This is a genomic window from Pseudomonas sp. MD330_10 (assembly GCF_042610415.1).
Classification (GTDB): Bacteria; Pseudomonadota; Gammaproteobacteria; order Pseudomonadales; family Pseudomonadaceae; genus Aquipseudomonas; species Aquipseudomonas rhodesiae.
In genome coordinates this window covers 159,050-184,318 of the sequence record NZ_JBHGZU010000003.1, presented here as the reverse complement: position 1 = coordinate 184,318, position 25,269 = coordinate 159,050, and the positions used below count along the sequence as shown (strand labels likewise).

16 protein-coding genes are annotated in these 25,269 nt (G+C 64.6%); 6 read left to right on the top strand and 10 right to left on the bottom strand.

Annotation, left to right across the window (positions count from 1 at the left end):
• From ACFZPT_RS06215 to ACFZPT_RS06170, 10 genes are all read right to left on the bottom strand, one after another.
• Window positions 1–828 carry an SDR family oxidoreductase gene (locus ACFZPT_RS06215; RefSeq protein WP_034097864.1) on the bottom strand — a complete coding sequence of 276 codons (828 nt, stop codon included), beginning with the start codon at window positions 826–828 and terminating at the stop codon, window positions 1–3.
• Window positions 829–934: 106 nt separating this feature from the next.
• The gene (locus ACFZPT_RS06210) at window positions 935–1,966 is read right to left on the bottom strand and encodes an acyl-CoA dehydrogenase (RefSeq protein WP_379555055.1); all 1,032 of its coding nucleotides are present in this window, start codon (window positions 1,964–1,966) and stop codon (window positions 935–937) included.
• A 3-nt stretch (window positions 1,967–1,969) separates the two neighbouring features.
• Complete coding sequence (locus ACFZPT_RS06205) at window positions 1,970–2,413, bottom strand: type II toxin-antitoxin system RatA family toxin (protein WP_034097867.1); 444 nt, start codon at window positions 2,411–2,413, stop codon at window positions 1,970–1,972.
• 14 nt (window positions 2,414–2,427) lie between these two features.
• A complete protein-coding gene (locus ACFZPT_RS06200; RefSeq protein WP_034113712.1) occupies window positions 2,428–3,687 on the bottom strand; it encodes an aspartate aminotransferase family protein in 1,260 nt (419 codons plus the stop codon).
• A complete protein-coding gene (locus ACFZPT_RS06195) occupies window positions 3,684–4,748 on the bottom strand; it encodes an SDR family oxidoreductase (protein ID WP_052229566.1) in 1,065 nt (354 codons plus the stop codon). The genes ACFZPT_RS06200 and ACFZPT_RS06195 overlap by 4 nt, the downstream gene beginning before the upstream one ends.
• Before the next feature lie 183 nt (window positions 4,749–4,931).
• Window positions 4,932–5,660 carry an AraC family transcriptional regulator gene (locus ACFZPT_RS06190; protein WP_034113714.1) on the bottom strand — a complete coding sequence of 243 codons (729 nt, stop codon included), beginning with the start codon at window positions 5,658–5,660 and terminating at the stop codon, window positions 4,932–4,934.
• Between the two features lie 84 nt (window positions 5,661–5,744).
• On the bottom strand, window positions 5,745–7,142 hold the full coding sequence (locus tag ACFZPT_RS06185; protein WP_080758735.1) for an isochorismate synthase: 1,398 nt from the start codon (window positions 7,140–7,142) through the stop codon (window positions 5,745–5,747).
• On the bottom strand, window positions 7,139–7,444 hold the full coding sequence (locus tag ACFZPT_RS06180) for an isochorismate lyase (RefSeq protein WP_017849081.1): 306 nt from the start codon (window positions 7,442–7,444) through the stop codon (window positions 7,139–7,141). Before ACFZPT_RS06180 ends, ACFZPT_RS06185 begins: the two co-directional genes overlap by 4 nt.
• Window positions 7,441–8,211: a thioesterase II family protein gene (locus tag ACFZPT_RS06175; RefSeq protein ID WP_034113717.1), complete on the bottom strand. Its 771-nt coding sequence runs from the start codon at window positions 8,209–8,211 to the stop codon at window positions 7,441–7,443. Before ACFZPT_RS06175 ends, ACFZPT_RS06180 begins: the two co-directional genes overlap by 4 nt.
• Window positions 8,208–9,863, bottom strand: coding sequence for a (2,3-dihydroxybenzoyl)adenylate synthase (locus ACFZPT_RS06170; RefSeq protein WP_379555056.1), 1,656 nt, complete (start codon window positions 9,861–9,863; stop codon window positions 8,208–8,210). The genes ACFZPT_RS06175 and ACFZPT_RS06170 overlap by 4 nt, the downstream gene beginning before the upstream one ends.
• A 222-nt stretch (window positions 9,864–10,085) precedes the next feature.
• Here ACFZPT_RS06170 and ACFZPT_RS06165 point away from each other — a divergent pair, with 222 nt between their 5' ends.
• The 6 genes from ACFZPT_RS06165 (at window position 10,086) to ACFZPT_RS06140 (ending at window position 25,185) form a co-directional block, all read left to right on the top strand.
• Entirely contained in the window at window positions 10,086–10,979 is an 894-nt protein-coding gene (locus tag ACFZPT_RS06165; protein ID WP_017849084.1) for an AraC family transcriptional regulator, read from the top strand.
• Window positions 10,980–11,134: 155 nt separating this feature from the next.
• On the top strand, window positions 11,135–15,406 hold the full coding sequence (locus ACFZPT_RS06160; protein WP_034113721.1) for a non-ribosomal peptide synthetase: 4,272 nt from the start codon (window positions 11,135–11,137) through the stop codon (window positions 15,404–15,406).
• Complete coding sequence (locus tag ACFZPT_RS06155; protein WP_034113723.1) at window positions 15,403–20,724, top strand: non-ribosomal peptide synthetase; 5,322 nt, start codon at window positions 15,403–15,405, stop codon at window positions 20,722–20,724. The genes ACFZPT_RS06160 and ACFZPT_RS06155 overlap by 4 nt, the downstream gene beginning before the upstream one ends.
• Window positions 20,721–21,770: a Gfo/Idh/MocA family oxidoreductase gene (locus ACFZPT_RS06150; RefSeq protein WP_034113724.1), complete on the top strand. Its 1,050-nt coding sequence runs from the start codon at window positions 20,721–20,723 to the stop codon at window positions 21,768–21,770. The genes ACFZPT_RS06155 and ACFZPT_RS06150 overlap by 4 nt, the downstream gene beginning before the upstream one ends.
• The gene (locus ACFZPT_RS06145) at window positions 21,767–23,494 is read left to right on the top strand and encodes an ABC transporter ATP-binding protein (protein WP_379555057.1); all 1,728 of its coding nucleotides are present in this window, start codon (window positions 21,767–21,769) and stop codon (window positions 23,492–23,494) included. The genes ACFZPT_RS06150 and ACFZPT_RS06145 overlap by 4 nt, the downstream gene beginning before the upstream one ends.
• Entirely contained in the window at window positions 23,491–25,185 is a 1,695-nt protein-coding gene (locus ACFZPT_RS06140) for an ABC transporter ATP-binding protein (RefSeq protein WP_034113725.1), read from the top strand. Before ACFZPT_RS06145 ends, ACFZPT_RS06140 begins: the two co-directional genes overlap by 4 nt.
• The last annotated feature ends 84 nt before the right edge of the window (window positions 25,186–25,269 follow it).

Below are 25,269 nucleotides of genomic sequence, written 5' to 3'. Positions count from 1 at the left end.
TTACTCGATCAGTTCAGGTTTGAGCGCGAGGTGCCCGCCGCGGGTCAGCGTGCGCAGGCGCAGGGCGATAAAGGCGTCGACCACACTTGGTGCGATACGCGCGGTGTACATGGCCAGCGTGCCCATAAAGGTCAGCCCGCGGTTGCGCAGGCCGTCTTTTTGGCAGGCGCGAACCAGGCCATCGGCGGCGGCATCGAGTTTCTCTTCGAGAGACAGCAGGGTCCTGTCACCCCACATGAACGTCACCAGGCGCTTGACCGACAAACCCACGCGCTGGGCGGGCAAGTGAATGGCGGTGTCGATAAAGCCCGGGTACACGGTGACCACGTCGAGCTGCCCGCGATATTGCATGCGCAGCACGTCCGAATAAGCACTCAGCGCGCGTTTGCTGGCAGCGTATGCGGCCACATAAGGCGCGTTCACCAGGGCAAACAGCGACGACACGTTGACCACTTTGCCGCGCTTGCGCAGCAACCCCGGCAGGAACCCGGCCACCAGTTGCCATGGCGCGAACAGGTTCACATCCACCGCGCGGGTGACTAAGTCGGTGACGCCGGTTTCGCCGCGTTCCAGGGTCAGGGTGCCGGCGTTATTCACCAGGATATCGATGTCGCCGAAGTCGGTGCTGATGGCGCCAATCACCTGCGCCAGCGCCGTTCGGTCACACAGGTCGACTTGATAAAACCCATCCAGCAACCCGGGCTCTTGTGGCGCAAGAATGTCCAGGCCGATCACGGTGGCGCCCTGTTTTTTCAATGTGCAGGCCGCCGCGTAACCGAGGCCGCGCGCGGTTCCGGTGATCACGACGATTTTTCCGAGCAGGTTCATGGGTGCGCTCCGGCGATGCTGAGGGTTGAGTGGGACAAGTAGGTGTCGAGGTTGCTCGCCATCGAGATCTTCGCCGGCGGGTGAAACTGCAGGCCACGGCAGGCCATCAACCAGTTCGAACTCTGGTTGCTGGTGATAAACGCCATCCCACCGAGCATGGCGTGGGCCTGGTCCGAAAGCTCGGTGAGCAGTTGTTCGATGCCGTAGCGCACCAGCAGCAGGCGGGCCAGCACTTCGGCAGGTCCTGCGGGTTGCGTTCGATATCCAGCGCCGCGCCTTCCAGGGCACTGATCGCCAGTTGCAGCTGAGCCGCCAGCTCCACGCGGTGATGGGGCGTCCAGCGCCCGGCCTCGATCACAGACTCGACCAAACCGGCGCAGACCCCCACGTAGGACGCGCAAATCAACAGCTCGAACCAGATGAAACCGACGGTTTGCACGTCGCCCAACAGGTGTTTGTAGCCGGCGGAAAACAACATGCGTTCGGGCACGAAGACTTCGTTGAGGCGCACCTCGATGCTTTCGGCGGCGGCCAGTGCGCTGTTCTGCCAGAACGGCGACCGCGTGATGCCCGGTGCATTCGCCGGAATCAGTGCGACCATCAGCTCTTCGCCCTCGGCGGTCTGGCGGGTGTAGCTGGCGGTGAGCAAGTCCATCGACTGCCCGAGGCAGCAGGGCTTTTTGCTGCCACTGAGCAATACACCTTCAGGGGTTTGCAGCGCCTGCATGTTCGAATCGAGAATGCCGGCACCCGAGTTGCCTTCGGCAAACCCCGAGGACAGCAGCAAGCGCTTTTGTGCGACCGCCGCCAACAACAAACCTTCGGCACCGCCGCCGTTCTGGGTGAGGGCCAACAGGCTCGCCACGGAAAACTGATGCATGGTGCTGGCCACCGCCAGCGAGGGTGAGCGCGCGCCCAGGGCGATCTGCACATGCACGGCATCAAGGATGCCCGCGCCCAACCCGCCCGCGGCACGGTTGACCAACAGGCCGACCGGCCCTTGTTGCTTGAACAGGGCGATGACTTCGCTAGGCGGCGCTTCGCGTTCGGCGAATGCGATGCTCGCCAGGCGTTCGTCAAAACCTGGGGCGTAGCTGTGCAGCAAGGCACGCGAGCGATTCAACAGTGAAAGGGACATGGTTCAGGCCTTCAAGTAACTCGCCGGGAACAGACCGGTGATGATCGAGTGAATGTTGTCGCGGATGGCTTTGTGGGCCACGGGGTCGAGCATGTCGGCGAGCATCGGCAGGCCCAGGTCAAAGCGCGAGGCGAAGGTGATGACCGCGTCTTTGCCGTCCGGCAGTACTTGCCAGGTTCCGGAGAAGTGATCGACATCGCCGCTCATTTGCTCGAAGTGGATTTCCCGGGTCTGGGTATTGAACGTGTCACGCTCCTGCCACTTGAGAATGCCGCTGTGGAAATTGACTTCCCAGGAAGTGAACGACACCTGCTCGCTGACCTTATTGATCGTGATATTGCGCACCGACTCGCACAGCTCGACGTAGTTGCTGAAGTCGCTGATCACGGCAAAGACTTCATCAGCGCAGGCACTGGGGATATGGGCCAGTACGTTGACTTCTTGCATGGGGGAAACTCCAATCAAAGGGATGGTATTGAGGTGGTCAGCGCGTGGGCGAACCCCTCGATCAACCGATTGCAATCCTGGGCTGTCAGCAGCGGGGAAGGCGTGAGCCTGACGACCCGGTGGTCATTGAGCGAGTGGCACACAATGATTTGCTGTTCGATCAGGGCCATGACCATGTTCGCGGCGACCGAGGCGTCGCTGAATTCAAAGCCCAGCAACAAGCCGGCACTGCGCAACTTGACGCGCTCGGCCAGGCCCCTCTGCTGCAACAGCGCGCTGAAGCGGGCGCGCAGGTCCTGGCCCATCAGCCGGGCACGTTCCACGAGGTCTTCCTGCACCATCACTTGCAACGTGGCCTGCACGGCCGCCATGGCCAGCGGGTTGGCGCCGAAGGTCGAGGTATGCACCGTGGGGTTGCGGTTGAACGGCGCGTAAATTGCCGCGCTGGCGACCATGGCACTGACCGGCACGCAGCCACCGGACAGGCTTTTGCCCACCAGCATGATGTCGGGCACCACCTGTTCCTGGTCGCATGCCCACCAATGGCCGGTACGGCCCATGCCGGACTGGATTTCGTCGATGATCAGCACGGCGCCGTACTGGTCGCACAGTGCGCGGACACGTGTCAGGTAGCCTGGCGGCGCGAGGATCACACCCGCTTCGGCCTGGATCGGTTCGAGAATCACACAGGCCTTGTCCGGCGAAGCGCGCAATTGCTGTTCCAGCGCGGCGCTGTCGCCGAAGGGGACGAACGTGCTTTCACTAAGCAGGCCGCTGAACGGCTCGCGGTAGCTTTCGCGCCCGGTGACGGCGAGTGCGCCGAGGGTCTTGCCGTGGAAGCCGCCGAGGGTCGACAGCGTGCGGCGACAGCCGTTGAGCCGGGCGAGTTTCAGGCCGGCTTCGGTGGCCTCGGCACCTGAGTTGCAAAAGAACACATAGTCCAGGTTGCCAGGGCAATGCGCAGCCAGGGCTTGCGCGGCGAAAGCCTGTTGCGGGTTGAGCAACAGCTTGCTGGCCAGGGCGTTTTGCTGCAGCTGCCGGGTGACGGCCGCCACCACCACCGGGTGGCCGTGGCCGAGGAAAAATACGCCATAGCCGCCGGCATCCAGGTACTTGCGGCCTTGGCTGTCGTAGATATAGACGCCATGGCTGGACTGTTCGATCGGCAAATTCATCAACGACGCGAGGCGCGCATACCCTGAGTTCACGTGCCGGCGGAAGTACTGGTCCACCTGTGCGGCGTCGGCTGCGGGTTCGGTAAGAAGCGGGTTCATGCGACTGACGCCTGTGCGACGGTTGGCATCGGCTGCTTGAGCATGCGCGTCAACGCGCCCAGCTTGGGCGCCAAGTGGTTGAGCGAGAGCAGTAACTCACGGCTGACATCCCGTGCGCTGAACGCCGGCTCGCCGAGTAACTCAGGGAGTGACGTGGGCAGCGGTGTACGCAGGCAGGCATAGCGACACAGCTGGTTGGCGCGGCCCAGCGCGGCCTGGATATTGCCGGTCAGTGCCGGGAGGAACACTGGGCGGATCAGCCGCTCATAAATATCCGGCGCCATGCAGCGCGGCCGGGTGAAGGCTTGGGCTTGGGCTTCCATGGAATGGCACATCAGGTCCAACAGGCCGTTGAGATCAAGCGCCTGCGGGCCACTGGTGAGAAAGTAGTCTGCGCCGATCAAGCGCTGGCGCAACGCGTTGGCAATCGCCCGCGCCGCCACGTCACGGGCGATCAAGTCGATATACCCGGCAGGCGGGCAGGGCACGATAGGCAGCACGCCGGACATCATCAGCCCCATGGTCATATGAAACCCCTGGAAGCTGGGCATGTGCCCGCTGTCCGAGTCGCCGATGATGATGGAGGGACGAAAGATCGAAACATCGATACCCGCTGAGCGCACCAGCGTTTCAGCCTGGCGCTTGGCGACTTCGTAAGGCGTTTCTGCTTGCACGCCTTCGTAGTAGTCGCACGGATGGGTGAAGGCGGTGCTGATGTGGTAAAGCGGCACGTTGGCTTGCTGGACAAAGTTCACGACGTTTTCGGTGCCGAGGTAGTTCACCGAAAAAATCTGGTCGATATCGCCATCCATGCGGGTCACCGCTGCGGCGTGGATCACCCAATCGACACGCTTGAGCAGCGCTTCATAATCGCCGACGTCCAGCCCCAGTCGCGGGCTGCATATATCGCCCTTGAGCACCTCCACTCGCGGGTGGCAAATGCGGCTTTTACGCGCCAGGCATACCAGGTCAAAGTCCTCTGCCAGGCAGTCGATCAGTGATTCACCGAGTACGCCTGAGCCCCCCGTGAGAAGGACGGTTAATTTTTGCTGTTCTGACATGTAGGACGCTTCCTGCGGACTCATCGAAAGAATTAACGGTGCGTTCCGCCAAATCCCGGGCACGGATACCCCTGGCGAACACTCTTGCATTCACTGTCGGTAGCGCTGAGGTGCTGTGTGAGGCCGGCAATCAGCGCTTATCGTTTTCGCGAATAAGATGCGATCGATATTGGCTTTTTGATATCAATGCGTCTTGAACGAAACGCTTGTCTTTCGCAAAACCCTGGCAGCGGTGCGGGGCGTCATGCCAATCATGCGGCGCATGATGCGGGCCAAGTGCGCCTGGTCGGAAAAGCCGCCATCGGCGGCGGCATCCGACAAGGTGGAACCGTCAGCGAGGGATTTGGACGCGCGCTCGAGTTTGTTCCAGATGATCCATTGGGACAGCGACACGCCCATCTGGTGCGTGGCGACATAGCGCAAGCGCGGGCTGGACAGGCCGACCGCACTCGCGGCGCGGCTGACGGAGCCCGGACCGTCGCGGTCCAGGCGCAGAATGTTCAAGGCCTTGTAGAGGCGTTGGTCGATGGGCGACGTAATCGCCAACAAGCGCCCCAGCGCTTCCACAAACTGAGACAGGGAGCTGGAGTGGTGAAAGCACTCGAGCAGTTCGTCACTGGCCAGGGCGATGCCATTGTCTTGCAGCAACGCGTTGAGCGCACGCCCCAACGGGGTATCCGGGTTGACGTAGACAAAGGCCACCGGATGAATTTCGGGCACGGCGCGGTGCTCGACATTGGGCCCGATGATCGCGCCGGCCGCGCGGATCGACTGGCCTGGCAGCTCCAGGGTGACGGGCTGGTGTACGCCGATGCACAGCTGAATGGCAACATGGGAGTGGGCAGTGTTCTGATCCGCGCGGCCAATGTAGCCGGCCCATGAATCACCAAAGGTAACGTTGCCATCCCACATGTAAGGTCTTCCTGACTCAGAGGGTGAATTTTCCGTGTGCAGGGTAGGCCTGCGCCGGCCTTGATTCAAGCATCGGGCAGCGGGTTATACCTGCAACGCGGCGCGCATGCCCGCCAATTTGATGCAGGTTTCGTCGTATTCGCTGGCAGGGTCGGAGTGTTCGACGATGCCACAGCCGGCAAATAGACGGGCTTGGTTGTCGTTGAGCAAGGCGCTGCGCAAACCGACGATGAATTCGCCGTTGCCGTGGGCATCCAGCCAGCCTAACGGCGCCGCGTACCAGCCACGGTCAAAGCCCTCGAATTGGCGAATATGCTCCAGCGCCTGGCCGCGTTCATGGCCGCCGACGGCGGGCGTCGGGTGCAGGACTGCGACCATGTCCAGCAAACTGCTCTGCGGGCGCAGTGCGCCTTCGATCAGCGTCGCCAAGTGCTGCACGCGGCTGAGCCGCTTGATGTGCGGCGCAGGGGGAACGTGCAACGGCCGTACCCAGGGCGCCAGGTCACGCTGAATGATCTGCACCACCACGGCATGCTCATGCTGGTTCTTCTGGCAGCCGAGCAGCGTTTGCGCCAGTTGCGCATCCTGCTCCGGGCAGGGATCGCGCCGGGCTGTGCCCGCCAGCGCCAGGGTTTGCAGGTGACCGTTGTGCAGCTTGACCAGGCGCTCTGGGGAGGCGCCGATAAAACACGCGTGGTGGCGTCGAAACGCGAACAAGTACGCCGTGGGGTCATTGATTGCCAGGGCAGCCAAGGTGCGCCCGGCACTGATAGGCCGGGAAAATTCGCTGACCACTTCCCGCGCCAGCACCACCTTGTTCAACGCGGTGTCGCGCAACACGTCCAGGGCATGCGCGACTTTGCTTTCCCAGCAGGCCCGCGGCAGGCTCTGGTCGCGGGTGTGCTGCCGTGCAGCCGTCGGGGGCGCGCCGCTGACGTAGCGATCCATCAGCGTGTTCCACTCCTTCAGTACGTGCTCGCAACAGCAACGTGCCGCATCGCTGGGCGCGACGCGCTGTTGGCACACCAGCCAACAGTCTGCACCGTCGCGCACCAGCAATAGCGTCATCAGCCACAGGGACGCATCGCCAAAACCCTGCCAGGCGGGGCTGGCCTTGACCTGATGATCGAACCGAAAGCCGCCGCACACCGAAGGCGCCAGCGGGCCGTGTATCACCGCGCTTTGCAGCCAGTGTCGCCATTGCGCATCGACCGAGGCAAAACGCTGAGGGCCCGCGCTGCTCAGTTCCGCCGCCACCCCCCAGCCGAACAGGATTTTGTCGTCTTCCGGCGCCCGCCAGAACAGGCACTCGGCGCCAGGTTGGTCGACGCTGCCAAACAGTGCCAGCAAGTCCAGCGGGGCGATCCTCATCGAGTAACTGGCCAACACCGGCTCACCTTGTTCGACGGCACGCCGCTGGGCGTGCTCGAACACCTCGGTCAACCCCTCGGCATGGGCGTGCAACTGTGCAAAGGCCCTCATGCCAGCGTTCTCATCGCGCGCCAGTGCAACACTTGCTGGCCGATGTACCAATGGATGATCTGGGCAAACAGGGTTTCGACGAAGTGCGGGTCCAGCCCGGCCTGCTCGGCCCACTCGCGGCGTTGCGGGAGCATCTGGGCAACGCGTTCGGGCGCGGCGATGCTGCTTTCGGTCGGCTTGAAGCGCGCGGCGGCTTTGACGTAAGCCATGCGTTGGCGCATGAGGTCGATGATCTGGTGGTCCAGTGAATCGATGGCGTGACGAATGTCCTGCAGGCCATCACAGGCGTCGGGGGTTTTCATTGACAGGTTTCCTTCAAGGAGGGCGATGGGGTCGACAGCGTCGCGACGATGGCGTCGATGAGTGCCTGGCGCTGCTCGACCAGGTAAAAATGTCCGCCTTGCCAGCGCTGCAGGTGCAGTGGCCGGTGGCTGGCGGCTTGCCAGGCCATGGCTTCATCAAGCTCGATTTCCGGGTCTTGCTCGGGGTAGAACACCCCGATGCGGCTCTTGAGTGGCCGCGGTTGTGCGCAGGTGTAGGTTTCAACGATGCGGTAATCGTTGCGCAAGCCGGGCAGGAACAATTCGCACAGGGCCGGGTTCTCCAGCAACGCATTGGGGCGTTCGGCCAGGCGCCGCACATCGTCCAGCAAGGCCGCGTCGGGGCCCAGGTGCAACTGCCCGCCGCGTTGGCGCTGCGGCGCCGGGTGGGCGGACACGAACAGATGGTCGACGGCGATTGCCCGTTGTTCCAGGCGCGTCGCCACTTCATACGCCACCACCGCGCCCAGGCTATGGCCGAACAACACCAGCGGCCGGTCGGCGTAACACGACAACGCGTGCGCGGCACCGTCGGCGAGGCGCTGCATGTCGGTCAGGCACGGCTCGCTGAAACGGTCTTCGCGGCCCGGGTATTGGATGGCCAAGAGGTCGATGTCGGCGGGCAGGGCGTGGACCCAGTCGCGGAAGAAACTCGCACTGCCCCCGGCATGCGCGAAACACACCCATCGCCAGCGTGGCATGGGCGTGAGTCGATAAGCGCGTACCCAGCGTTTGTCGTGCAGGCTCACGAAGCGGCACTCTGCAGCCAGGCCTGGCGCAGGCGCTCGCGCAGGTCCTTGCGGCTGACTTTGCCCACGCCGGTGTGCGGGAAGTGTGCGACGAACTCGATACGATCCGGCACCTTGAACGCCGCCAGGCCGTGGCCGCGCAGGTAATGCTTGAGTGCGAAGGCCGAGGGCGCCGGGTCACGCGCGACGATAAAGGCACAGGTGGATTCGCCGAGCACAGCATCCGGCATCGCCACCAGTGCGGCGTCGTGTACCTGGGGACGGCCGATCAGCAGGTTTTCCACTTCTTCGGCAGCGACTTTTTCACCGCCGCGGTTGATCTGGTCCTTGTCACGACCTTCGACCACCAGGTAACCGTCGGCGGTGCGCCTGACCCGATCACCGCTGCAATAGAATCCATCGGCGGTGAACGCCCGGGCATTGTGTTCGGGCAGGCGATAGTAGCCGCGAATGGTGTAGGGGCCGCGCACTTGCAGTTCACCCACCTCTCCCTCGGGTACCGGTTGGCCCTGTTCATCGACAATGCGTACTTCGTCATCGGCGCTCAGCGGACGGCCCTGGGTATGCAGCAGCAGATCCGGGCGGTCATCCAGGCGGGTAAAACACAATAACCCCTCGGCCATGCCCAGCACTTGTTGCAAGGTGCAGCCCAGCGTCGGCGTGACCCGTTCTGCCGCGCTGCTGAGCAATTTCGCACCGCCCACTTGCAGCACGCGCAGGCTGGACAGGTCGGCCTGGCGCTGGTCCTGGGCGTCCAGCCAGAGCATCGCCAGCGGCGGCACCAAGGCGGTCACGGTGACCCGCTGCTCGCTGATCAGCGCAAAGCAGGACTCCGGGTCCGAGCGGCGCGTACACACCACGCGCCCACCGGCCAGCAGGGTGCCGATCACACCCGGGCAACACAGGGTGAAGTTATGCGCCATGGGCAACGCGGTGAGGTAAACGGTGCGCGCATCCAGTTCGCAGACTTCGCTGCTGGCGCGCACGTTATAGAGGTATTCGGCGTGCCGCCTCGGGATCAACTTTGGCGTGCCGGTGGTGCCTCCCGACAGCTGGAAACACGCCACGGCGTCGGCGCGACCGGCGTCCCGTTCCAGCGGCGCGCTGTTGTAAAGCTCACTCAACACGGTGAACTCCTGCGCATCGCCGTCGATCACCACGTGGCGCAACAGCGGGTTGGCAGCGGCCAGTCGGCGCGCCATCGAGCGGCAATCAAAGCCCTCTAATTGAGCGCAGCCGATGTAGGCCGAGGCCTGGGCAAACCCACAAAACCCGCCGATCTCATGTTGACGGTGGGCGGGCAGGGCGAGGATCGGCCGGGCGCCCAGGCGGAACAACGCAAAGCACACTTCGATAAACGCAGTGCCGTTGGGCAAGTGCACCACCACATTGTCGCCCTCTGCGATCCCTTGCGCGTGCAAACCGCCAGCCAGGCGCCGACAGCGGTCTGCCAGGCTGCGGTAATTGAGGTGCAAGGGGCCGTCGGTTATCGCGATGGCCGATGGGTTGCGCGCGGCGACCGTATCGAGGGCCTGAGCGAAGGTCTGGTCTTGCCAGTAACCGGCCTGGCGGTAGCGTTCGGCGAACGCGGCAGGCCAGCCGGGCGCGTCGCCAACGCTGTCTGAATCGGGTGCGCAGGTGTGCAATGACATGGAATCCCCTATTTGTAGAAATAATTGGCTACAAACGTCTAAATGAGATCTATTATCATTGTCCTTCGCCGAGCGCTTCTCAACGCCAAGGCTTTCGGACCTGTGACTTTTTCATTAGATGAAATACACAGCGGCTATAAACAGGGAGGTTTACGGTTTAAAAGCCTCCTCCTCATTCAGGTCAGGCCCCGCGTAATGGCCTCAGGATCAAGGGAAAACCCAATGACTATTACGATCATCGCCCCCAGTCGACAAGAGACGCAGGCCGAACCCAAGGGCAACCAACCCGGAACGGTCTATCTGGACCCGCACATGACCCTGGTCACCGGCACGTTGTGGTCAGACAGTGAAAACTGGGTCGAGGACCCGCTGGAGCGCGGCCTCAAGTTGATTCTGGTGCAAAGTGGCGAGCTGTCGTGCCGCATCCCCGGGCACAGCGAGCAGTCGATCAAGGGGCCGAGCCTGTGCACCATCGTCAACGATGGCGAGTTCACCTCGTCGCAGATCTACGGCACCACCACACCACTGCGCTACACCATCGTCCAGCTGGACCTCGAATCCCTCGACCGCCACCTCGGCCTGGCCCCGCGCAAGCTGCTCAGCAGTGGCGGCGGCGACCCGTACATGATGGTGCGCCCGGCTCCGCGCGCGATGCAGGCACTGGCCACGCAAATTGCAACATGCCCGATGCAGGGCCCGAGCCGCTCGTTGTACCTGGGTGGCAAGGCGCTGGAATTGACCGCGTTGAGCGCGCAGTTCCTGCTCGGTGAGCGCGGGCAGCCTGAGCATAAGCTGCGCATCACCTCGTCGGATGTGGAGCGTGTACACGCCGCCCGGGACCGTCTGGTGCGCTCGCTGCTCGAACCGCCCAGCCTGAACGCCCTGGCCAGCCACGTGGGCATGAGCCCGCGCAAACTGACGGCGGGGTTTCGCAAAGTGTTCGGTACCAGCGTGTTCGGCTACCTGCACGAACATCGTCTCAACGAAGCCCACCGCATGCTCAGCGACGAGGAAAGCAATGTGTCTACCGTCGCCTATGGCGTGGGATTCAGCCCGGCGCATTTTTCCATCGCCTTTCGCAAACGCTACGGTGTATCGCCCAGCGAAATCCGTTGATCACGGCACGGTGTCTCTGAATCGAATGAAAAGGCCTGTTTATCTAAAGCCCTGAGCGCTTCCTGAAAAACCGCTTGCGATAGAGTTCCAATTGAGAATGGCTTCCATCTTGGTGAGCCAGGGACTTTATCTAGACGGGTCACAGGAAGCTTTTCATGAGCGAGCTGACAACAGCAGACACCACCGCACTGCGCAGATGGCTGATCGAACACCTTGCCCAGTTGCTGGGCGCTACCGTGGAAGAAATCGACAGCCTGGGCGATGAGGAAAACCTCTTGGGCTGCGGGTTGGATTCCATCCGCCTGATGTACTTGCAGGAGCGCCTGCGCAGCCATGGGTTGCGGGTCGACTTCGCCCAACTCAGCGCCGAACCCAGCCTCGCGGCCTGGCTTGACCTGCTGCATGGCCAGGCGGTGCGGCGTGTGGAGGTGACTGATGTCGCCCCGTTGAGCGCAGCCGACGACAGTTTTGAACTCAGCGCGGTGCAACAGGCGTACTGGCTGGGGCGCGGGCCCGCCGAAGTGCTGGGCAATATCAGTTGCCACGCATGGCTGGAATTCGATTGCCAGGGCATCGATGCGCAACGCCTGGAAGCGGCAGTCAAGTGCGTGCAAGCGCGTCACCCGATGTTGCGGGCCAGTTTCAACGACGGCCGCCAACGCATTCTTGGCGCAACGCAATTGCCGGTTTTCGACCATCAGGATTGGCGCCACCACACTCAAGCGGTTGCGCAAGACGCCTGGCACGCGCTGCGTGAATGGCGATCGCATGAATGCCTGGCCGTGGACGCGGGGCAGGTGTTGCTGGTCGGCCTGGTGCAGTTGCCCGAAGGCCGCGATCGTGTGTGGTTGAGTGTCGACCTGCTGGCCGTCGACGTGGAAAGCCTGCGCCTGTTGATGGCGCAACTGGGCCAGGCCTATCAGGCGCCGGCCGCGCTTGCGCCCGCGCCGGACGTGCAGTTTGCCGACTACCTGGGCCGGCGCCGCCAACGTCGCGCAGAGGCGTATGCGCGAGATCGTGAGCATTGGTGCAAACGCCTTGCGCAGTTGCCGGACGGCCCCGCACTGCCGCTGGCCTGTGCCCCGGAATCGATCCGTGCGCCACGGTTTACCCGCCAGGCTTACGTACTCAGTCACGCAGAAGCCGAACGCCTGCGTCGCCAGGCGACGGCCCATGGCCTGACGTTGCCCAGCGTGTTCGCCACAGCGTTCAACGCGGTGTTGGCACGCTGGAGTGAACAGTCGAGCTTCCTGCTCAATGTGCCGTTGTTCGATCGTCACGATGATCAGCAATCCATCGACCAGGTGATTGCCGACTTCACCACCTTGCTGCTGGTGGCGTGTGAAGATACGCCGCAGTTGCCGTTTGCCGAAGGCGCCCGACGCTACCAGCGCGACTTGCACGCCACCATCGACCACGCGGCGTTTCCCGCGCTGGAAGTGCTGCGTGAGGCACGTCGCCAAGGTCATCCGCGTTCCGCGCCGGTGGTGTTTTCTTGCAACTTGAGCGATTCGGGTTTTGTCCCCGCCAGCTTTCGCGAGGTGTTTGGCGACCTGCACGACATGCTCTCGCAAACCCCGCAAGTGTGGCTCGACCACCAACTGTATCGGCTTGAGGACGGCGTGCTGCTGGCCTGGGACAGCGTTGCCGAACTGTTCCCGCAAGGCGTGCCGCAGGCGATGTTCAGCGCCTATGTCGAGCTGGTGCAGCGTCTCGCCGACAGCGACTGGAACCAGCCGCAACCGGTGTTGTTGCCGCTGGCGCAACAGGCGCGCCGCGACCAGCAGAACAGTCTGCCGGCGTTGGCGCCGGGGCGTGGCCTGCTTGAAGACTTTTTTCGCCAAAGTGCCCGGCAACCCGACGCACTCGCCCTGATCTGCGGCGCGCAACGCTGGACATATAACGATCTGGCCACCCAAGCCCTGCGTATAGCGGCGGGTTTGCTTGAGGCGGGCATGCGTCAGGGCGAGGCGGTGGAGGTCTGCCTGCCGCGTGGGCCTCGCCAGATCGCCGCGGTATTCGGCGTGCTGGCGGCCGGTGGTTGCTATGTGCCGGTGGATACCGCACAGCCGGTTGCGCGGCGCAGCCTGATCGAATCGGCTGCGGGCATCACCCGAGTGATTGCCGATCAGCCGCCGGGCAACGCGCTGCAATGGCTTGACCCGGCGGTGCTTGAGCAGTCCGCGCCATTGGCCGCGCCGAAAACGCTATCGCCGCGCGCCAGCGCGTATGTGATCTACACCTCGGGCTCTACCGGCATTCCCAAAGGTGTTGAAGTCTGCCATGGCGCCGCAATCAACACGATTGATGCGGTGCAGGCCGAACTGCAGGTCACACCGAATGATTGCCTGCTGGCCGTGTCGGCGCTGGATTTCGACTTGTCGGTGTACGACCTGTTTGGCGTGCTGGGGCAGGGCGCTCGCCTGGTGCTGCTGCAACCTGAAGAAACCCGCGATGCGGCGCGTTGGGCGCAACTGATCGCCGAACACCGCGTGAGCCTGTGGAATTCGGCCCCGGCATTGCTGGAAATGGCCCTGGGCGTCGGCGCCGATGCCTGTGATTACCGAAGCCTGCGGGCGGTGTTGCTGTCGGGCGACTGGATTGCCCTCGACCTCGCCGCACGCCTGCGGCGCCACGCCACCGCGCAGTGCCGCGTGTACGGCCTGGGCGGCGCCACCGAGGCGGGTATCTGGTCGAACCTGCAAAGCATTGATGATGTCCCCGACCACTGGCCGTCGATTCCCTATGGCAAGCCTTTGGCCGGCCAGGCGTATCGGGTGGTGGACGCCACCGGGCGCGATGTGCCGGACCAGGTGATCGGGCAACTGTTGATCGGTGGCGCAAGCCTGGCGCGGGGGTATCGCAATGACCCGTTGCTGACCGCACAGCGCTTTCGCAGTGATGAGCACGGGCGTTGGTACCACACCGGCGACCGCGGGCGCTTCTGGGCTGATGGCACCCTTGAGTTTCTCGGGCGCATGGACCAGCAGGTCAAGCTGCGCGGGCAGCGTATCGAACTGGGGGAAATCGAAGCGGCGCTCACCGCCCACCCACGGGTTGAAAGCGCCTGTGCTGCCGTGTTGAACGGCAGCCTCGGCGCGGCCGTGGTGATCAGCCCTGAATCTGCATCGGCGCAGGCGTTGCCGGCCGTCTCGATGCTCGACGACACCTTGGCCGCAGAACACCAGGTCACCGCGCAGCTGTTGCGCCGCCTGCTGCAAGACCCGCCGCCCAGCGCCCTGCTCGACACGTGGCGCGAGTGGCTGGCCGAGCATGTCGAGTCGCTCAGCCTGCACGACGCGTTGGCGCACTTAGGGTGGCGCGAGGCGGATCTGCACCGCATGGTCGGTGCCTTGCAGGTGCTGTTGCGCACCGAAGACGGCGCCTCGCAAGTGTTGTTCGATCCGTTGCTGGCACCGCAGGCCATGGCGTTGAACCTGCCGGCGGGCCGCCAGGTGTTGGACACCCTGAGCCAGGAGCTTCAACAACACAGCGGCACACCGCTGAAAGTCGCGGTGCTGGATGTGCGCGGCGGGCAGTTGCTGGAGCAATGGCTGGACCATGCGAGTTCGCGCGACGTGCAACTGACCTTGTTCGAGAGCAGCCCCGGCCTGCTGGCGGCCAGCGTGGGCAAGCGCCGGCGCGTGGCGAGCCAATTGCTGGTGGAGGGCGTGCTGCCCGCTGAACACTGGTCACAGTACGACGTGGTGATCAGCTTCGCGGCCTTGCACAGTTATGCTCAGCCCGGCGATGGGCTGAATCTGGCGCAGGCACTGCTCAAGCCGCAAGGCCGCCTGTTGCTGGCCGACCTGTTGCGCGACTCGCCGTTGCGGCTGGTCAGCGCGGCGCTGCTGGATGAGCGCGCACCGGTATTGCCTGACGCTGCCGAACTGGCGCACCTGCTCGGCCAGAGCGGTTTTCGCCACCTGGAATGCCTGTGGCAAAACCCCGCGATGCTGCTGTTGAGTGCGCGTGCGGCGGATGAAACCCTGACCGCTGAAAGCCTCGACCAATGGCTGCAACAACGCTTGCCCCAGGCGATGCGGCCCGAACATCTGTGGTCCGTACCGCGCCTGACACTGAATGCCAACGGCAAGATCGACCGCGCGCGCCTGCACGCCAGCCTCAGCGACGCGTTGCAACGCAGGCAACCGGCAAACAACGAAGACGGCGAACTCAGTGCCGAGCTACAGCCCCTGGCAGCGTGCTGGGAGGCCATCCTGGGACGGCCGGTGCGCAGCGCCCAGGCGAGCTTTTTCAGCCTGGGCGGCGACAGCCTGCTGGCGACGCGGCTGCTGGCCAGCGTGCGTGAACAACTGGGCGCCAGCCTGCGCATGAGCGATTTCTACCTGCAGCCGACATTGGCAGGCATGGCCGCGTTGCTGGTGCGCAGCGGCGAAGTGGCTATCGAGGAGGGCGTGTTATGAGCCTGGATGATGTGCTGCACATCTGCCGTGAACGCCAGATCGAACTCTGGGCCACTGACGGCAAGCTGCATTTTCGCGCGCCGCAAGGCGCATTGGATTCAGCCCTGGCGGAGCGTATTCGCGCCCAGCGGCCAGCGCTGCTGGTGCATCTTGCGCCCCAACAATGGCGCGCACAGCCGGAGCAGGCGCTGCAACCCTTCGCCTTGAGCGCGGTACAGGGCGCCTATGTACTGGGACGCAACCCGGCCTTTGACTATGGCGGCAACGCTTGCCACCTGTATGTCGAATACCCGTGGCCGGCGAACGTCGACACCGGGCACCTTGAACAGGCGTGGAACGCCGTGGTGCAACGTCACCCGATGCTGCGCGCGGTGGTCGATAACCATCAGCAACGTGTGCAAGCCCAGGTGCCATGGCAACAGCTGCCGGTGCATGACCGCCGCGACGCCACGCCCGAGGAATTCGAGGCGCACCTGAACAGCGTGCGCAAGCGCCTGGACCATGCCTGCCATGCGCTCGATCAATGGCCGATCCTGCTGCCCCAACTGAGCGTGGGACGCGAGCAGGCAATCCTGCATTGCTCGGTGGATTTCACCTTGTTCGACTACGCCAGCCTGCAACTGCTGCTGGCAGAACTCACCCAGCGCTACTTGGAACCGACGCGCCACTGGCCGGCGCTGGAGGCGACCTTTCGCGACTACCTCGAGCACGAACAGCAAGCGCGTGGCAGCACCGCCTGGTACGCCGACAAGGCGTGGTGGCTGGCGCGCCTGGACAGCCTGCCCGGGCGTCCGGACCTTCCGCTGAGCGAGCACGCGGGCTTGGGCTCCACGCGTTTCGCCCACCACCATGGCGTGTTGAGCAGCGGGCAATGGAACGCCCTGTGCGCCCTCGCCAGCGCCCAAGGCCTCAGCGCGGCGGGCGTGACGCTGGCCGCGTTTGTGGAGGTGATCGGGCGCTGGAGCCAAAGCCCGGAATTTTGCCTGAACCTCACCGTGCTCAACCGACCGAACCTGCACCCGCAGTTGAACCAGGTCGTGGGAGACTTCACCGCGCTGAGCCTGCTCGCGGTGGACGGCACCGAGGGCGCCAGTTTTGTCCAGCGTGCGCGGCGTATCGGCGCGCAGCTTTTCGATGACCTCGACCACAGCCGCTTCACCGGCGTTGAGGTACTGCGCGAACTGGCCCGTGTGCGAGGGCGTGGCGCCGACCTGATGCCGGTGGTGTTCACCAGTGGCATCGGCAGCGTCGAACGCATGCTCGGCGATGCCGGGCGTGTGTTGCAGCCGCCCAGCTACATGATCAGCCAAACCCCGCAAGTGTGGATTGACTGCCAGGTCAGCGACCAATACGGCGGTTTGCAGATCGGCTGGGATGTCCGCATCGGCGTGTTGCCCGAGGGCATGGCCGCGCAGATGTTCGCAGCCTACGTCGACTTGCTGCAACGCTTGGCCTGCGACCCGCAATTGTGGCAAGCGCGTGGCGATATCGTGCTGCCCGCGCAGCAGGCAAACCCGCCAATCCACGCCAGCGCCCCAGCGCGCAATATCGCCGACGGCTTCGCCCAACAGGCGCTGCGAACTCCGGATGCCCTCGTGATCAGCGACCGCGACGGCCGTTACCGCTATCGTCAGGTCGCCCAGCATGCCGCCGCGGTGCGCAAGGCGCTTGAAGCGCTCGGCGTGCAGCCGGGGGCGCGGGTGGCGGTGATGCTGCCCAAGAGTGCCTGGCAACTGATGGCGGTGCTGGGCATTACCCAGATGGGCGCGGCCTATGTGCCGGTGGACATCCGCCAACCGGCCTTGCGCCGCGAGGCGATCCTGCGCGACGCGGGGATTGCTGCGGTGATTGTCCTGCAAGCCCAGGCATGGCCGGACAGCCTTGAACTTCCGCGCGTCGCCATCGATACGCTTGCCGTCGACCCGCATTGGCCACCCCGTGAGCCGCTGGCGGTAGAGGCCGCGGACCTGGCCTACATCATCTACACCTCAGGCTCCACCGGCACGCCCAAAGGCGTAATGCTCAGCCATGGCGCGGTGGTCAACACCCTCGATGACATCAACCAGCGCTACGCGGTGAACGTCGATGACCGCGTGCTGGGCCTGGCAGAGTTGAGTTTCGACTTGTCGGTGTATGACTTCTTCGGCGCCACGGCGGTCGGTGCGCAGGTGGTGCTGCCCGACCCCGAGCGCGGCGCCGATCCTTCGCATTGGGCGCAATTGATGCAGGAACACGGCATCACCTTGTGGAACTCGGTGCCCGCACAAGGGCAGATGCTGGTGGATTACCTGGAGACCGAGCCCGGCGCAATCCCCGGGCCGCGCTGTGTGCTGTGGTCCGGCGACTGGATTCCCACCACGCTGCCGACCCGCTGGTGGCAACGCTGGCCCGAAAGCCAGTTGTTCAGCCTGGGCGGCGCCACCGAAGCGGCGATCTGGTCGGTGGAGCATCCCATTCGTGCCGAAGATACGGCCTTGCCAAGCATCCCCTACGGCCGGGCCCTCAAGCACCAGACCCTGGAAGTACTCGACGCGCTGGGCCGCCAGTGCCCGGTGGGCGTGCGTGGTGAGATTCATATCGGCGGACTCGGCCTGGCCCTGGGTTATGCCGAAGACCCGCAACGCAGCGCCGAGCGGTTCATCACCCATGCCAGCGGGCGTCGCCTGTACCGCACGGGTGACCAGGGGCGTTACCTGAACGCGGAAGGCTTGATCGAGTTTCTTGGGCGCCAGGATGACCAGGTGAAGATTCGCGGTCACCGCATCGAACTTGCGGAAATCGACGCGGGCTGGCTGGCCCATCCGCAGATCGCCGCGAGTACCACGGTGTTGCTCGGCGAGCGTCACGAACGTTCGCTGTGCAGCTTCGTCACCCTGCACACCAACGCGCCTGCGCCTCACCTGAGCACGCAGTTGGGCGAAGTCCTGCGCCAGGCTCGCCACACCCTTGAACACGCGGATTTCGGCCCGCGCGCCGCCATCGAAGCAGCACTGGCTGCGCTGGATCGGGCGGCGGATGTGTCGTTGCTGCACTGGTTGGGCGGCAGTGGCTTGCTGATCCCGGGGCAGTCCGTGGCATTCGACTCGCTGTGCCAGGCCTTGCAACTCGACGCCGGTCAGCATCGCCTGTTGCGGCATTGGCTTACGTTGTTGACCGACAGCGGCTACCTGTGTGCAGACAATGACGGTTGGCGCTGCCAGGTCAGCACGGCTGACCTGAGTCAGGACGATGCCTGGGCACAGTTCGCCCGTCTGGCGCCGAGCGGTCTTTGGCCGCTGGAATTGGTCGATTACCTGCGCACCAGCGCGACCCGCCTGGCCGAGCAATTGGACGGGCGCCTGAGCCCGGCAAGCCTGATGTTCCCGCAAGGCTCGGCACATATTGCCGAGGCGATGTACAGCCGTGGCCAGCATGCCCAAGTGCTGCATCGGGCCATGGCCGAGGCGGTTTGCGCGATCGTTGCGCGCCAGAGCCAGCGCCGCTGGCGCATCCTGGAAGTGGGGGCCGGCACCGGTGCCGCCAGTGCGCTGATCATCCCCGCGCTGGCGCCGTTGGTGGCGGACGGGGTGCAGATCGACTATGTGTTTTCCGACGTGTCGAGCTATTTCCTTAACGCTGCGCGCGAACGCTTTGCCGCGTATCCGTGGGTGCGCTTCATGCCGTTCGACATGAACAAACCCGCCTGCGAACAAGGGCTTGCCGCGGGGTCCCTGGACCTGCTGCTCAGCTCCGGCGCATTGAACAACGCCCTGGATACACCGCGCCTGCTCGCCGGGTTACGCCAATTGCTGCAAGCCGATGCCTGGCTGGTGATCCAGGAACTGACCCGCGAACACCGCGAAATCAGCATTAGCCAAAGCCTGATGATGGAGACGCCGCAGGACGTGCGCGCCGCCACCGGGCAGCTGTTCGTGCATACGGACCAGTGGCTGGCGTGGCTGAACAGCGAGGCCGGCGATCAGGCCGAATCGCTGGCGTCGGCCGACAGTGTGCTGCACCTGCTGGGCTACGACCTGTTGGTCGCACGCGTGAAAACCGACCGGCCATTACTGAGCCAGGAGACGTTGCTGGCCTTCATCGCCGAGCGCGTGCCGCGTTATATGGTGCCGGCGCAGGTGCGGATACTTGACCGCTTGCCGGTCACCGCCAATGGCAAGATTGACCGCCGCGCGCTGACCGCCCAAGCCGAGCAGCGCCAGCTCGAACCGGCACGCCGTGCGCGCACGGAAGTGGCGGATGAGTTGGTGCAGCGCTTGATCGTGCATTGGGAGCGAGTACTCGATTGCAGTGGGGTGTCGGCGGATCAGGATTTCTTCGGCGCCGGTGGTGACTCGCTGCTGATCGCACAATTGATCGCCGGCTTGCGCGAGCAAGAGCCATTGGCCCGTGCGCAACCCTTCGACCGCCTGTTGCGCTGGGCTCTCAGCCAGCCGACCCCGGAAGGCCTGGCCCAGCGCTTGCGCAGTGAGTCGAGCAGTGAAGCCCCCGCAGTGGTGCCCTCCACGGACCCCCGCCGTGCGCCGCTGGGTGGGCGCGGGCGGGTGGATGCGCTGACGGAACTGGCCGCGGGTGAAGGCACAGCGCGGGTGCTGGTGCATGAAGGGCTCGGCACGCTGCTGCCGTATCGCGGGTTGATCTCCGAACTGGCCGGCAGCGGCCCGTTGCTCGGATTGGCGGTGCACGACAGCGATGATTACTTGAGCCTGCCGCCGGAGCATATCAACGCCACCCTCGGCAAACGGTATGCCCAGGCGCTGTGGGACAGCGGCCGGCGTCGCTTCGACTTGCTGGGCTACTGCTCCGGCGGGCTAGTAACGCTGGAGCTGGCCAAGGCCCTGCTGCAATTGGGCGCAGAGGTGCGTCGGGTGGACATCGTATCGAGCTACCGCATTCCGTACCTGGTGGAGGATGAAGTGCAGATGCTCTACAGCTTCGCCGGCACCCTGGGGCTGGACACCGCTGCGCTGGGGTTGCCGGCGGCCGAACCGTTGCTCGACAAACACCTGGGTCTGGACGCCACTGCGCTCAAATCTCGCGTACTGGCGGCGGCCAAGGGCATTGCCGATGAGCAGTTGTATCGGGTGTTCGCTCATTCCGTGCGCGCCAGCCACTACAGCGACGGCGCGCCGTATGTGGGCGCCATCCGCCTGTTTGTGCCGAGCGTCGCCAACCCGTTGATCCCCGATCACCAGGCCGCTCTGCAGGCCTGGTGGCAGGCGGCGTCGTTGGCGCCGCTGACTGTGCAGACCCTGCGCGGCAATCACTTCGAGTGCTTGAACGCCGGGCTGAGTCGTTACTTGCTGGAGGAACGCCCATGACTATGCCTGTGAAAACCCTGGTGGTGGGCTCGCGCTTCGGCCAGTTCTACGCCGTTGGTGTGGCTGCGGCCGAGCACCTGGAACTGGTCGGGGTGCTGGGGCAGGGCAGCCGTCGCTCCCGCGCACTGGCTCGCTATCTCGAAGTGCCGTGTTTCGAGGCCTTGGCCCACGTACCCGCCGACACACAACTGGCCTGCGTGGCGGTGGGCGGCGCAGCAAGGGGCGAACAGGGCCCCGCCTTGGCGCAAGCGCTGATGGAGCGGGGCATTGATGTGCTGATCGAGCACCCGTTGCTGCCCCAGGAACTGCAAGACTTGCTGAGCACGGCGGCGCGCCTGCATCGGCGCTGCCTGCTCAACAGTTTCTATCCGCAGTTGCCGTGCGTGGCGCGGTTCATCGAGCTGGCGCGGCAGCTGCATCGTCAACAGGGCATTCGCCATATCGACGCCGACTGCGCGGTGCAGGTGAGTTACGCGACCCTCGATGTGCTGGCGGCGCTGTTGGAGTCGGTAGGCCCATGGTCGGTGGACTGCGTGGCACCGGCGCTGTCGGCCTGGCGGGATATCAGCCTGGTCATGGCGCAAGTGCCGGTGTCGCTGCGCGTGCTCAATGAGTTGGCCGCCAATGATGACGGGCGCATGCAGAGGCTGCAGCGCATCAGCATCGCCACTGACAGCGGCACGTTGCTATTGGCCTCGCCCCACGGGCCGTTGCTGTGGCTGCCGGCCGTGCGTGCGCCGGTGCAAGATGTCGACGGGGTGTTCGACCTGTTTGGGCCGCAGGCCGATGAGCCGCTGCCGTGCGCCGAAGTGTTGGAGGCCGCGGCGGCGGATTGGGCGCAGGTTTACCGCCGCGTCTGGCCGACAGCCGCGGCCAGTGCATTGCAACCGCTGATCACGGGGGTGGGGCTGGCGCGCCTGCAACAGCGCAGCCTGGAAGTGGTGAGGCTATGGCAGCAGGTGACGGCGGCGCTCGGGTTCCCGCTGCAGCCGTCGCTGACGTTGCCGGCGGCCGGCCTGGCCCAGGCATTGGAGCACGTCCGATGAGCCACTTGAGCGAAATGCTGCGTCCTTTCCGTGCGCGCTTAGGGGCGGCGATCGCGTTGCAGGCCGTCGCCGGGATCTGCTCGCTGCTGCCGCTGATAGCCTTGGCGCAACTGGCGGACAGCTTGCGCCAGGCGCCGCCGCTGGCGTCTTCGGCACTGAACTGGGTGGTGGTGGCGGTGGTGGCGTCAGCGCTGTGGTTGTTTGGCCAGACCCTGGCCTTGCACCTGACCCATCAGGTGGACGCCGACCTGTGTGACCGTCTGCGCGTGCGCCTGGCCGAGCATCTGCAACGCTTGCCCTTGGGCTGGTTTGCACGGCTGGGGCCCGAGGGCGTCACCCGTTACGCCGAGCAGGATGTGCGGGCCTTGCACCAACTGGTGGGCCATGCGCCGACCGACCTGGTCAACCTGCTGTTGATTCCCATGGCCACCCTGGCCTACCTGCTGTGGAGCAACAGTGCCCTGGCGCTCTGGTGCCTGCTGCCGTTGGCATTGGGCGTGCTGGGCTATTGGCGCCTGGGCTCGGCGCATTACCGCGAGGACGTGGCCCAGCGCAATAGCGCAATCCAGCGGTTGTTCAGCGACTACAGCCAGTTCGCCGGCAACCTGGGCCTGGTCCGGCAATTTCCCAGCGCGGGCATTCATCGCCGTGTGCAAGAGGCGGTGCAGCAGCTTGATCAGTGCTTCAGCCATTGGGTGAGCCGCGCCGGTCATCTTGCTGCGCTGATCCAGGTCCTTCTCAGCGCACCGTGGCTGTTAGCCTGGGTGGTACTTGGCACACTATTTATCGGCGTGAGCGAAGTGGGCGCCGTGCAGGTCTGCGGCTTTTTGCTGCTGGTGCGCGCCATAGCGGCGCCGGTATTGGCGCTGGGGCACGGCTTTGATGCGCTGAACAACGCGCGCGCAAGTGCCCGGCGCCTACAGGAGGTGTTGAGTACACCGCCGTTGATCGAACCCGACGCGCCGCAATCGCCTCGGGACGCCAGCGTGGAGATGCTCGATGTGAGCTTCTCCCAGGGTGATGTCACGGTACTGAAGGCGATCAACCTGCGCCTGGAGCCGGGCACTACCACCGCGCTGGTGGGGCCGTCCGGCGCGGGAAAAAGCACCTTGGCAGGTTTGATCGCCCGCTTTATGGACGTCGACAGCGGGCATGTGCGCGTGGGCGGGGTGGATGTTCGGCAGATCGCCAGCCGCCAATTGCAGCAGTATCTGGCGCTGGTGTTTCAGCAGGCGGGGGCATTGCGCCTGTCACTGGCGCAAAACATCGCCCTGTATCAGCCCCACGCCAGTGAAAAACAGATTCGCGCCGCGGCCAAGGGGGCCTGCCTGGATGACTGGATCATGGGGTTGCCCAAGGGCTACACCAGCGTGGTGGACGATGATGTGCGGCTGTCCGGCGGCGAATTGCAGCGCCTGGCGATTGCGCGGGCGCTGCTTTCGCGTGCGCCGATCATGTTGCTCGACGAACCCACCTCCGCTACCGACCCGCAGACCGAGCGCGCCTTGCGTACGGCACTGCGCGACGACGCAGCCGGGCGCACGCGGCTGATCATCGCCCATCGCCTGGAAACCATCGCCCATGCCGAGCAGATCCTGGTGCTCTGCGAAGGGCGCATTGTGCAGCGCGGATGTCATGCACAGTTGTTGGCCGTGGACGGTCTGTACCGCCAGCTGTGGGACGAGCAAATGTCGATGGCCGATCAACTGGAGTTCGTGTCATGAGTGTACTTTCGCCGTTGCGTCATTTGCCCGACCAGGCCCGGCGCATACTGCGCGGCGCCCTGGGGTGGATGCTACTGGCCGCCGTGCTGGACGGCTTGGCGGGGTTGGCGCTGGTGCCGCTGATACTGGCCTGGTTCGATCAACAGAGTGTGCAGCCAAGCGTGCTGCTGTTGATGGGGCTGACGTTGCTGCAGGCCTTAGTCAGCTACGTTGCCCAGCGCCGTGGTTATCTGGCGGGAGCCGGGTTGGCGGCCGGCCTGGTCTCGCAACTGGTGCAACAGCTGCCGCGTTTGCCATTGGCGCGGCAGGGCCAGCTGGAAGATTTGGTGCGCGGGCCGGTGTTCAACAGCATGGGCATCCCGGCGCACTTGCTGGCGCCGCTGGTAACGGCGCTGGTGACGCCGACGATGGTGGTGCTGGGGCTGATCTTTATTGAACCGCGTTTGGCGCTGGCGTTGGCCCTGGCTTATCTGCCGTTGTTCGCCCTGCTGCGTTGGGCCGGGCGACGTAGCCTGGCGCTGGAGCAACTGCGCCAGCAAGTCGACCGTCGCGCCGGGCAGCTGTTGCAGACATTCGCGCAGCAACAGGCCTTGATCCGCAGCACCGGTGATGCCAGCCAGGGCCAGTTGGCGTTGCGTCAGGCCTTGCACGAGCAACACCAGGCCACGCACCGTCTCAACCGCCGCGCGTTGCCCAGCGGGCTTGGCTTTGCGGCGGCGGTGCAGGTGGTGTTTTCGCTGATGTTGGCAGGTGGTGTGCTGGCGGTGGCGGCGGGGCAGTTATCCGGCGCGCTGTTGGTGGCGGTGTTGGTGTTGCTGGTGCGCTTCATCGAACCGCTGTCGCAACTGGCTTACCTGGACCAGGCTTTGCGTATGGCGTGGCAGGCGTTATCTCAAGTGCTCGCGGTGTTGGCCGTGCCGACGCTGCACAGCCCGCACCCCGGAGAGCAGCCTCAGGATGCAAGTTTGCAAGGGCAAGGCTTGAATATCTGCGGCGAAGGCGGCGAGCAGTTGCTCAAGGATGTGGACATCCATTGCGCGCCGGGAACGTTCACGGCGATTGTCGGACCGTCGGGCGCGGGTAAAAGTACTCTGCTGGCCTTGCTGGGGCGTGGCATGGACCCGCAGACCGGCGCAGTACGACTCGGCCAGGTGGACATTCGCCAGCTAAGCGAACGCACCTTGGCCAACCACCTCACGCAAGTGTTCCAGAACAGCGGGCTGTTTGCCGGCAGCCTGCTGTGGAATGTCAGCATGGCCCGGCCGCAAGCCACGCCTGCGCAACTGCAACACGCCGCCAAGGATGCTGCATTGGATGAGGTGCTCAGCAGCCTGCCGCAGGGTTGGCACAGCGAGGTGGGGCCGGGCGGCGCATTACTCTCGGGCGGCCAGCGGCAACGGGTCGGCCTGGCGCGCGCGCTGCTGTCCCCGGCGCCGATCCTGTTGCTTGACGAACCCACCGCCAGCCTCGATGCGCGCTGCGAAGCACGGGTCAATCGCAGCCTGCAGGCGCTGCATGGCAGGCGCACCGTGGTGTTGGTGTCACACAACCCGATGTTGGTGCGCGGTGCCGATCAGATCCTGGTGCTGGAAGGCGGCAGCGTCAGTGGCTGCGGCAGTCATGAGCAGTTGCTGGCCACGCACCGCTGGTATGCGCAGTTCGTCGAGCAAAACCTGCCGGGCAGCCATTGAAAAAGTCCCTTAATCGAAAAGTCGCAGCGTTCGTTTAAACGATACTAATGCGAATTATTATCGATAAAGAGGCTGGGCAATGTC